An 11225-nucleotide genomic window follows, 5' to 3' on the forward strand; every position below is an offset into this window, starting at 1 on the left:
CAAAAAACGGGTGCGCGCAGGCTGGCGCACCCGTTTTTCATGGGCCCGCGAGGCTCACCAGATGTACCGCGCGCCCAGCAATCCCTGATAGCTGCGATAACCGCCCAAGCCTTGCTGATATCCGAGATCGCCCCAGACGCGCCAATGCTGCGCGATCTGCCCCTGCGCGCCGAGTTTCACCTCCATGCGATTCCTCGGCCCGTCCTGCGACACCGTCACGCCATTGAACGCGACCGACGCGACGCGCGTGTCGTGCCACCAGTTCAGCTCGACGAACGGCAACCATCCCGGCGACAGCGGCGACGCGCCCGCGTGAAAGAGCCGCACGCCGACGCGCGTCGAAAGGTTGCCGCCGTTATCGCTCTGCACGACGGTGCCGTTGCTTTCGGTATGGTCGCCGGCGTGATAGTTCGTGTAGATCAGCTGAAGCTCGGGTTCCAGCAGGACCGTTCCCGTCGATGTCCGTCCGAGCGCGAACGCAAAGCCGCCTTCGATCGATCCCGCCCACACGCGGCTCGCGTAGCTCTCGCCGCTGAGCGCGTCGCCTTTCACGGTGTTGTCGAAGTGCGCGTACTGCAGCCAGCCATCGACGTAAGGGCCTTCGGCCGACCGGGCGTTGCGGCGCCAGGTCGCGTAGACGCCCGCGCTCGCGCCGTTGGTATTGCCGCGCGCGCCCGCGCCGTTGCCCTGCGCGGCCGCATCGGTGGTCGCGGAGCCGTAGCCCGCCATCACGCCCGCCTGCCAGCGCTGTCCGTTCGATACGCGATTCAGCACGTCGATGCCCGCCTGCACGAGCGCCATGTCGGTCGACTCGCCGATGCGGCCGCCCGCCGCGTTGCCGTCGGTGTGCTCGCCGCGCGTGCGCGCCCACGCCGTCGATTCGCCGTTTCCCTGCGGCTCTACGACGAACGGATCGGCGAAGCCCGCGCGGTCGTGCCAGGTCATCGCGAACATGTTCGCGGCCGCCTGCTGATTACCGAGATAAGCGCCCGGCTCGGGGCGCGGCACGGGCCCGGGCGCGTTCGATGACGAGCGCAGATACCAGTCGCCGTCGCCGGGCGTCGTCACGCCGCCTTGTTGCAGCCGATATTCGTAGGCGCCCGCGACCGCGCGCCCGTCCAGCGTGAAGACGCCGTTCGACTGGCCGTCGACCTGCACGATCTGGATGCCGTTGCTGGTCTGCGCGCCCGCGCCGCCGGCGTTTTCGACCTTCACGCGCGTCTGGCCCGCCGTGTCGCCGTGCACGACGAGCCGGTCGGTTGCGGACCCGTCGCCGGCGAGCACCGTCGACAAGGTCAGGCGGCCGTTGTTGCTCGTGTAGTTGCCGCCCACGGTGAGGGTGCTCGCGGGCGTCGGGCTGCTCATGCGGATCTCGCCGTTGTTCGTGAACGCACCGCCCACGCGGAACTGGCCCGCAGGACCGCTCGCGAACCCCGGCGCCGCGTCGGCGACGGCGAAGAGGCCGTTGTTGACGACCGCGCCGCCCACCGCGCCGTAGCCGCCGAAAGTCGCGCCCGGCGCGACCGTCACGAGCCGCGAGTTCGCGAGCGACGCGCCCTCGGCGAGCAAGAGCGCGCCCGCATCGACCGATGTCGCGCCGCGGTAGGTGTGCGCGCCCGTCAACGTCACGCTGCCGCCGCCTTGCTGCACGACATCGCCCGCGCCGCTGATCGTGCCGCGGTACACGAGCGCATCGGCGCGATCGAAGACGAGCACGCCATCGTCGGCGATATCGCCCGGCACGCTGCCCGTCGTGCCGCCCGCGCCCAGACGCAGCGTGCCCGCGGCGATCGTCGTCGGGCCGGTGAAGGTGTTGTCGCCGACGAGCGTCAACGCGGCCGTGCCCGTCTTGCCCAGGCCGCCCGCGCCGCCGATGACGCCGCCGAACACCGAATCGGCGTCGCTGTGCACCGTCAGCGCCGCGCCGCCGAGCGCGATGCTGCCGGCGCCGTCGAGGTCGTTGACGCGCTGGTCGAAGCCACGGAGATCGAAAGTCGCGCCCGAGGCGATCGTGAGCCGCGCGCTGTTCGCGATCACGTCCGGGGCGCCGGCCGCGAGCGTGCCGCCGGTAACGGAGGTGGCGCCGGTATAGGTGTTCGTCTTCGACAGTTGCAGCGTGCCCTGGCCCGCTTTCGTGAGCGTCCTGCCGTCCCAGTTCGCCGCCGCATTCGCGGGCTGATCGGCAAGCACGACGTCCATGTCGAACGAGCCGGCGGCGTCGGCCAGTGTGAAGACGCCATTGGCGGCCTGAGGCGACGGGCCATGCGCGGCGTACCACGTGAGCCCGAGACCGACGTCGAAGTCCTGCGGCGTATAGGCGCTCGTGAAGGTCAGATAGTCGACGGGACTCGCCGATCCGCCGACGCGCACCGACGCGAACCTGCCGCCGAGCGCGCCGGGCGACGCCGTATGGATCGCGGTGAACGCCGTATTCGCCAGCTCGGTCGCGCTCGCCGTCGGCGACGCCGAGAGCCCGGCGAGATTGAACACGGCGTTCGCTCCGAGCGCGGCCGAAGCCGCCGTCACTGCCGGCTCCGCCGCACGCGCCACGACGTTGAGCGTGCCGTCCAGCGCGAAACGGTTGCCGACCGCGAGTTGCGACTGACCCGACAGGAACGTCGAGGTGCCCGCGGCCGTGACGTAGTCGCCGGTCGTCGAGAACGCGCCGTTGCGCACGAAACGCAGCGCGCCCGCGTCGACCGACACGCTGCCTTGCGCCGAGCCGGGCGCGACGAGCGTCGCCGCGCCGCTTCCGGTCTTGATGAGCACGCCCGCTCCGGCCAGCGCATTGGGAACGATGCCATCGCGGGCGAAATCGAGTTGCAGCGCGGCGCCATTGATGACGGCGCCGCTGCCGAGCGCCGCGCCATTTTGCGCGACGAGCGTGCCGGCCTCGATGCGCGTGCCGCCGCCATACGTGTTGATCCCGCCGAGCGCGAGCGCCCCGCTGCCTGTCTTCACGAGGGCACCATTGCCCGCGATCGTGCCGCCGAACGCGGTACTCGCGGAATTCTGCGCGATGAGCGTCGCGCCGCCCAGCGTCACGCTTCCCGCGCCGCTCAGGTTGTTGATCCGCTGCGTGAAGCCGCCGAAATCCAGCGTCGCGCCACCGGCGATATCGACGTTTGCACTGTCGATCAACGCATTCGCCACGCCCGTGCGCAGCACGCCTGCGTTCACGAGCGTCGCGCCGGTATAGCCGTTCGCCGCCGACAGGACGAGCGTGCCCGCGCCGTTCTTGGTCAACGTGCGGCCGTCCCAGCCGCTCGCGAACGAACCGGCTCGATCGGCGAGCGGCACGTCGGCGTCGAAGATGTCCGTCGCGCCGGCGAGCGTGAACACGCCGTTGCCCTGCGTCGCGTCCGCAAGCCACGCGAGGCCGAAGCCCACGGTGTAATCGAGCGCATTGGACGACTTCGCGCCCGCGAGCGTCAGATAATCCACCGGGCTCGCGACGCCGCCGAAGCCCACGCTCGAGAAGTCGCCCGTGATGCCGCCCGTCGTGTGGAGGATGGTAAAGCGCGTGAGCGGGAGCGTGCTCGCCGTGTGCGGCGCCGTCGCACCGAAACCGCTCACGGCGAGCGCGCCGTCGAGGCTCGCCGTGGCGGCGGTGATGACCGGCTGCGTCTGGCCGATGCCGATCGTCAATGTCGACCCCGCGGCCTGCTGGAAGCTCGTGGCGACGTTCAGCGTCGAATCCGCCGAGATCGCGGTCGTCGCGCCGGTGTTCGTCGTATAGCTTTGCGCATCGAAAGCGCCGGACTGGCTGAACGCGAGCCTGCCGGCTTCGACACTGACCGCGCCCTGCGACGAGCCCGCGCCCGTCAGCGTCACAAGGCCGCTACCGGCCTGCACGAGCGAACCGCCGCCGCTCAGCCTGCCCGCGAAGGTGAAGACGTCGCGGCGACGGAAGCGCAGAACGCCGTCGTTCGCGACGTTGCCCGTTACGATGCCGCTCCCGCCGCCCGTGCCGAGGGTCAGGGTGCCCGTCGAACCGACTGTCGTCGTGCCCGCCGGGTTGAGCACGGCGCCGCCCAGCGTCAGCGCGCCTTGCACGTCGACGGCGGCCGCCGGGTTGTCCGCCATGCTCACATTGCCGTCGAGCGTCCAGTCGCTGCCTGTGGCCGCCGTCAGCGTGCCGAAGCCGAATTGCGACGCCGATCCGGTGAAGTTGCCGGCTTGCGCGCCCGTGCCGGTCAGGACGATCGCGTTGCCGCTGCCCCGGCTGGTCATGGCGACGTTGCCGGCGCCGGACAGTTGCGATCCCGCGCCGAGCGTGACGACGTTATTCGAGCCGGACAGCACGATCGCCGGCTGCTGCGCGCTGGATATCGTCCCATGGTTCTCGAGCGTGCTGTCCTGCGCGAGGCTCACGCCCGCGTCGACGGTGCCCTTGATCACGCCGGTGGCGCCGTTGACGATCGTCATGGGCTGCGTCGCCGCGCCGGCGATGCCCACGTGATAGCCGTCGATCAGTCCGTCGTTGTGGATGGTCGCCGTGCCTGCGTCCACCTGGATGCCGGTGCCAAAGGTCGCATCACCGACACCCGACTTGATCACGGCACCCACATGATTGTTCACGACCACGCTTCCGGTCGTCGCGATGTACACGCCACCCGAGGTCGATCCCACCGAAGCGTTCGCGTTGAGCGTGCCGAAGTTGTCAACGGTGCCGCTCGATGCGCCCCCGTATGAAATGGCATGGCTCACGCGCGCGCTGACGTCGCCAAAGTTGACGAGATTGTCGGCCGTCCCCCCGCCGGTGAGAAAAATGCCGTGCGTGTGACCGAGGACCGTGCCCGTCGCCAGATTCGTGAACGAGCCGGGCACGTCGAATCTGGCGCCCGCCGCCGCATTGTCGAACGAACTCGTGATCGAGCCCGCGTTGCTCATCGTGACGGGCGCGATGCCTTCGACATTGATGCCGTTGAACTCGGACGTCGTGATGGTCGTGCCAGAATTGATCTGATAGGCGGTATCGGTCGATACAGTCTGGCTCGTCGTGCTGGAATCGAGCGTCGTCAGCGCGTGCGCCGCGCGGTTGAACGCGATGAGCACCGCCACGGACAGCGGGCGTAGCACGACGCTTGGAAATAAGTGATCCTGACGGTCCTCGTGGCGATGTTCGCGTTCGCGATATCGGTGTCTGCGCATGCCGGCCCCCGCATTATTTCGCTGTCACGCGCACTGACGTGCACGCGTTGCTTCATCTGGACCATTCGTGTTCCGCGCGGCGTAACGCAATATCGCTTTGCCATTGCACGAGACGCGTTCGCAAGCGTCGCGCCGGGAACGGAGCAATCGCAGTATAGGTAAACATACGTTGGAGTCCGAATGGACAGGCTCGACATGACGCGATGCGTCGCATGAAACCTGATTGATGCGCGGCGTGAAACAGATGGGGCCATGCATGAAGCGACCGAAGGCAGCGTGGCTGCCGATCGCGGTGCCGGCGCGCAGTCAGGCCATGCAATGGCAGGCTGCGCGCGGCGTCACAACGTTTTTTGTCAGGCTGCGTTCATTCGCCGCGCTGGCGGCGCAGTTCATTCTCCACCGCCTCGCGCACCCACTCGCTCATCCGGCCTTCGAGCGCCATCGCGACTTCGCGCGTGATCGCGGAGACGAGTTGCGTCGAATGCTCGCGCAGCACTTCGCGGCAACGCTCTTCGATCAGCGCGCGCGCATCGCCCGTCAGAAAGCCCGTGAAGCGGCCGCGCAGCCGCTCGGCGATCAGCTCCGCATCGTATTCGATCGCGGCTTCATCAACGGACGGCGCGCGCGCGTACTCCGGCTTGCCGGGCACGACGACATCGGTCAGAACCGGGATGGATGGATCGAAGGATTCGGGCTTGTCGGTCATGTTGGGAGGTCTCCTCTATTTGAGCGGAGCATAGTCCAGCGAGCCAGCGCATTCTGTGCGCTCAACCGCCCTGATTGTGCAAGTCGATCACATAACCGCGATCGCGATAAAAACGGAAACGCTCGCGGCCGGCGGCGAGCTCATCGGCGTCGCTGCCGACGATCTCGATGAGCCGCTCGAAGCGCGCGAACTGACCGGGCACCGGCGCGCCGATATTCACGAGCACGTGATGATACGGCGCTTCATCTAGATTCGATGTGAGCACCACCGGCGTGTCTTCCGCGAGCGGGCTCTTCGCCATGCAATGCGGCACGAACTCGAGCGGCTGAAACGTCCACAGCTGCTCGTCGAATGCGGCGAGGCGCTTCGGCTCGGCGAGCACGACGACCGGCTGGCCGCTCAGATACGCTTTGCGCGCGAGGCGGCAGGCGTACGCGAGCGGATCGCCGACATTCGTATGAAAGTCGATGCGTGTCATGCCTTCATCAAGCGCCGGCGCGATCGATCAGGAACTGAGACAGCATCGGCACGGGGCGGCCCGTCGCGCCCTTCGCCGGCCCGCTCTTCCACGCGGTGCCTGCGATGTCGAGGTGCGCCCACGGATAGTTCGTCGCGAAGCGCGACAGGAAGCACGCCGCCGTCACGCTGCCCGCCGGACGTCCGCCGATGTTCGCGACATCCGCGAAATTGGACTTGAGCTGATCCTGATACTCGTCGTCGAGCGGCAGGCGCCACGCCGGATCGACCGCTTCGCGCGACGCGTCGAGCAGTTCGCCCGCGAGCGCGTCGTCCTTCGAGAAGAGGCCCGTGTTGTGATGGCCGAGCGCGATGATGCACGCGCCCGTCAACGTCGCGACATCGACCACGGCGGCGGGCTTGAAGCGCTCCGCGTAAGTCAGCGCGTCGCACAGGATGAGACGGCCTTCGGCGTCGGTGTTGAGCACTTCGATGGTCGTGCCGTTCATCGCCGTGATGATGTCGCCCGGCTTCACCGCGTTGCCCGCGGGCATGTTCTCGCAGGTCGGGATCACGCCGATCACGTTGAGCTTGAGCCCCATCTCCGCGACCGCGCGCATCGTGCCGAATACGGAGCCCGCGCCGCACATGTCGTATTTCATCTCGTCCATCGCCTCGCCGGGCTTGATCGAGATGCCGCCCGAATCGAACGTGATGCCCTTGCCGACCAGCACGATCGGCGCGTTCTTGCCCTTGGCCGCCGCGCCCGCGCCCTGGTAATGCATGACGATGAACTGCGGCGGCTCGACGGAACCCTTTGCGACCGACAGGAACGAGCCCATGTTCAGCGCTTCGATCTGCTTCTGGCCGAGCACCTCGACCTTCAGCTTGAAGTCGCGGCCGAGCTTCTTCGCGGTCTGGCCGAGATAGGTCGGCGTGCAGACGTTCGGCGGCAGATTGCCGAGATCGCGCGTGAGATCCATGCCGTTCGAAATCGCCACGCCCTGCTTCGCCGCGACCTTCGCGGCTTTCTCGTCGGCGGAGTCGACGCTGAAGACGATCTTCTTCAACGAGCGCGTGCCGTTGTCGGGCTTGCTCTTCATCTGCGTGAACTTGTAGGTCAGCTCGCGCAGCGCGAGGATCGCGGCGCGCACCGCCCAGTCGCCGGTGCGCTCCTGGATGGGGAGTTGCGCGAGCGTGAAGGTGGCCTGGCCGATCTTGGAGCCGAGCACCACGCGCCATGCCGCGCGCACGGCTTCGCCATACGCTTTCTGATTGAAGGCGTCCTGCTTGCCGAGGCCCACGAGCAGTACGCGCGATGCGCCGATGCCGGTGACTTCGGGCACCATGAGCGTCGTGCCCGCGCGGCCGCTCATGTCGCCGGCTTTCACGACGCGCGAGATGAGCCCTTTGGTGGCGACGTCCATGTCGCGCGCGGCGCCCGTGAGCGTCTGCGCTTCGAAGATGCCGAGCACGATGACATCCGACTTTCCGGTAAGGAAACCATTTGCCTCGCCTTTGCTCCAATCACAGGCTTTTATGCTAAAGTCCATCGCGCTTATCCTCGGATAAAATCTTGGCTGAAGGATGAAAGCCGCAATTATCCGCTATTTTTTCCGCGGCGGTCACAGGCGCGCGGCGCTGGGGTAAGCGAATTGAGCGAATACCCTTCCCGTAAGCCACGAGATGCGTGCATGATTCCGCATCCCCGCCGGCTCCAAGCAAAAATTCAATGATCTTCGAACGCTCCCTGCAGCGCGAACTCGCGTACACGGCCGGCGCCGTGTTCATGGTGCTGCTCACGATCATGCTCACGACGATGATGATCCGGATCGTCGGCTTCGCGGCGCAGGGTCAAATCGACCCGAAGGACGTCGTCGTGCTGATCGGGCTGACCGTCATCGGCTATCTCGCGGTCATGCTGATCGTGACGCTGTTCGTCTCCATTCTCTTCGTGCTCACGCGCTGGTATCGCGACTCCGAAATGGTCGTATGGCTCGCCTCGGGCGTGAGTCAGACGCAGCTCATCAAGCCGATCGCGAAGTTTTCCACGCCGATCATCATTCTCATCATCTTCTTCGCGCTCGTGGGCTGGCCGTGGTCGAACCAGCAGAGCAAGCTCATCAAGGCGCGTTTTCAGCAGCGCGATGAAGTGTCGCTGCTCGCGCCGGGGCAGTTCCGCGAATCGCCTTCGAGCCATCGCGTGTTCTTCATCGAGAAGATGTCGCCGGATCAGAGCGAGGTTCAGAACGTGTTCGTGACGAGCACCGAAGGCGGCAAGGTCAACGTGATCGTCTCGCAGACGGGTCATACGGAAACGCGCGACGACGGCGACCGCTTCATCGTGCTCGACAACGGCCGCCGCTACGACGGCCTGCCCGGCCAGCCGAACTTCCGCATCATGGAGTTCGAGCGTTATGGTGTGAAGATAATGAGCCGCCAGGTCGTCAACACGCCGACCACCACGGGCATCTCGACGCCGGATCTCCTCGCCGATCCGACCAAGGAAAACCTCGCGGAATTCGCCTGGCGCATGGGCCTTCCGATCATCGCGATCAATCTGATGCTGCTCGCCATTCCGCTTTCCTATCAGAACCCGCGCCGCAGCCGCACGATCAATCTCGTGATGGCGGTGCTGATCTATCTCACCTACTCGAACCTGCTGAACGTCGTGCAGTCGTGGATCGAGCAAGGCAAGCTGTCGTTCGGCGTGGGGATCGTCGGGCTGCATGTCATCGTGGGGGCGCTCGTCGCCTTCATCTTCTGGCTGCGCGTGCGTAACCGGCCGCTTTTCAGGCTCTCGTCGCTGACGGGTTCGAAGGGAGCCTGACATGATGCGCATCTACGAACGATACTTCGCGCGCCAGATCTATCTGGCGTTCATCTTCATCCTGTTCGCGTTCTCGGGCCTGTTCTTCTTCTTCGATCTGATCAACGAGCTGAATACGGTCGGGCACGGCAACTACAAGTTCACGCTCGCGGTGCTGCGTGTCGCGCTGCAGACGCCGTCGCGCTTCTACGAGATCATTCCGGTCGCCGCGCTCATTTCGGCCATTTATGTGTTCGCGCAGATGGCCGCGGCCTCCGAGTTCACCATCTTCCGCGTGTCGGGGCTCTCGACGGGCGCGGCGCTGCGCTCGCTCCTGAAGATCGGCATTCCGATCGTGCTCATCACGTACATCATCGGCGAGGTGGTCGGTCCTTACTCGGATCAGTTGTCGGAGCGCGTGCGGCTGGAGGCGCTGGGCTCGTCGGTCTCGACGAACTTCCAGTCCGGCGTGTGGGTGAAGGACACGTTGACGGCGAAGGAGAACGGCGAGCAGGTCACGCGCTTCGTGAACGTGGGCACGTTGAACCCCGACACGACGATCGCCGACGTGCGCATCTACGAGTTCGATTCGAAGTTCCGGCTGACGAACGTGCGCATCGCGAAGAGCGGCGTGTATCAGCCGCCGGGGCACTGGAAGCTCACGGGCGTGACCGACACGCATCTGAGCGACGCGCCGCCGCAAGCGGCGAATCCCGGCGATACGCTGAACCCGGTGTATCGCGCGAAGCAGACGACGCTGCCCGAGTATTCGCTGCGCTCCGAGCTGACGCCGCAGATTCTGTCAGTGCTGCTGGTGTCGCCGGATCGCATGTCGATGTTCAATCTGTTCCGCTATATCCAGCATCTGACGGAGAATCATCAGGACACGCAGCGTTATCAGATCGCGTTCTGGCGCAAGATTCTGTATCCGTTCGCGGTGTTCGTGATGCTGATACTTTCGCTGCCGTTCGCGTATCTGCACACGCGCGCGGGCGTGGTCGGCGTGAAGGTGTTCGGCGGCATCATGATCGGGATGAGCTTCCAGTTGTTCAACACGCTCTTCTCGCACATCGGCAATCTGAACACGTGGCCCGCGCCGATCACGGCGGCGGCGCCCGCCCTCGCCTATCTGGCGATCGGGCTCGTGGGGCTGAAGTGGGTGGAGCGGCACTGACGTTTCTTCGGGGAGACGCGCGATGAAGAAGCACGGCATCATCCTGTTCGGGCACGGCGCGCGCGATCCGCGCTGGGCCGAGCCGTTCGAGCGGCTTGCGGGAAAGCTGCGGGCTTCGCGCGGTGAGCCCGTGTCGCTGGCGTTTCTCGAGTTGATGTCGCCGAATTTGCCCTCGGCAGTCGCCTCGCAAGCCGCCGAAGGATGCGAGGCGATCACCGTCGTGCCGGTGTTCTTCGGGCAGGGCGGCCATGTGCGGAAGGATCTGCCGGAGATCGTCGAACAGTGCCGTCAGGCGCATCCGGGCGTGGCCATTTCCTGCGCGACGGCGGTCGGCGAGGATGACGCGGTGCTGGATGCGGTGGCGGAGTACTGTTTGCGGCAGGTCTTGTGATACGTCGGATTGGCTATACGGCCGAGTGTTCGCGATCTGAAACGCGGAATACGATGGGTTGAGGTTTCCATCAGTCCAGCGAGGTTCGCGATGAAATTGCCTCACTGGCAACGCCAATGGGTGGCCGGCGTTGCATTTTTTACAGTGGAACGCGATGAGCTCGATTGCTATGATGTACTATGTAATTGCGATCGCCCTGGCAGAACTCAAACGGCTGGCAACATGAACGTCTTCCTCATTTTTCTGCAGCAGAACTACGGTTTGTTGCTTCTTCCTTTGCTTCCCATGGCGCTCGTACACGTCATCGCGTTCTTGTTTCGACGGTACTTCGGCTCGATGCCGGACAAGTCGTTGACGCCGGCTCAGGAGATGACCCGGCAAGCTGAACATGTGATCCGGCTTCAGAACGAGATCAAGCGTCTGCGGACCGAACTCGATGTTGCTGAAGCCCGACTAGCCTGAAGTTGCTGCGACCTCGACGCAAAGTACTCTTTTGAATCAATCAGTTATGGTTGATCCGCTGTGGGGCTGCTGC

General features: G+C 65.6%; 8 protein-coding genes. 4 read left to right on the plus strand and 4 right to left on the minus strand.

The genetic code is table 11. The annotated features are described in order from the left end of the window. Positions 1-54: 54 nt before the first annotated feature. From AWB78_RS30025 to AWB78_RS30045, 4 genes are all read right to left on the minus strand, one after another. Entirely contained in the window at positions 55-5154 is a 5100-nt protein-coding gene (locus AWB78_RS30025) for an autotransporter outer membrane beta-barrel domain-containing protein (protein WP_198399381.1), read from the minus strand. Positions 5155-5518: 364 nt separating this feature from the next. Beyond that, positions 5519-5860, minus strand: coding sequence for a DUF2486 family protein (locus AWB78_RS30035; RefSeq protein ID WP_062610155.1), 342 nt, complete (start codon positions 5858-5860; stop codon positions 5519-5521). Between the two features lie 61 nt (positions 5861-5921). Next, entirely contained in the window at positions 5922-6338 is a 417-nt protein-coding gene (locus tag AWB78_RS30040) for a DNA polymerase III subunit chi (protein ID WP_062610157.1), read from the minus strand. Between the two features lie 7 nt (positions 6339-6345). Next, positions 6346-7869 (minus strand): leucyl aminopeptidase, encoded by a 1524-nt coding sequence (locus tag AWB78_RS30045; protein ID WP_062610159.1) that lies wholly within the window; start codon positions 7867-7869, stop codon positions 6346-6348. 179 nt (positions 7870-8048) lie between these two features. Here AWB78_RS30045 and lptF point away from each other — a divergent pair, with 179 nt between their 5' ends. The 4 genes from lptF (at position 8049) to AWB78_RS46850 (ending at position 11152) form a co-directional block, all read left to right on the plus strand. After that, positions 8049-9146: an LPS export ABC transporter permease LptF gene (lptF, locus tag AWB78_RS30050; RefSeq protein WP_062610161.1), complete on the plus strand. Its 1098-nt coding sequence runs from the start codon at positions 8049-8051 to the stop codon at positions 9144-9146. 4 nt (positions 9147-9150) lie between these two features. After that, positions 9151-10299, plus strand: coding sequence for an LPS export ABC transporter permease LptG (gene lptG, locus AWB78_RS30055; protein WP_062610186.1), 1149 nt, complete (start codon positions 9151-9153; stop codon positions 10297-10299). 22 nt (positions 10300-10321) lie between these two features. Next, positions 10322-10690, plus strand: a complete 369-nt coding sequence (locus AWB78_RS30060) for a sirohydrochlorin chelatase (RefSeq protein ID WP_062610162.1) — start codon at positions 10322-10324, stop codon at positions 10688-10690. A 90-nt stretch (positions 10691-10780) separates the two neighbouring features. Further along, the gene (locus AWB78_RS46850) at positions 10781-11152 is read left to right on the plus strand and encodes a hypothetical protein (RefSeq protein WP_157697668.1); all 372 of its coding nucleotides are present in this window, start codon (positions 10781-10783) and stop codon (positions 11150-11152) included. Positions 11153-11225: the final 73 nt, after the last annotated feature.

The sequence above is a fragment of the Caballeronia calidae genome (assembly GCF_900044055.2).
Lineage (GTDB): Bacteria > Pseudomonadota > Gammaproteobacteria > Burkholderiales > Burkholderiaceae > Caballeronia > Caballeronia calidae.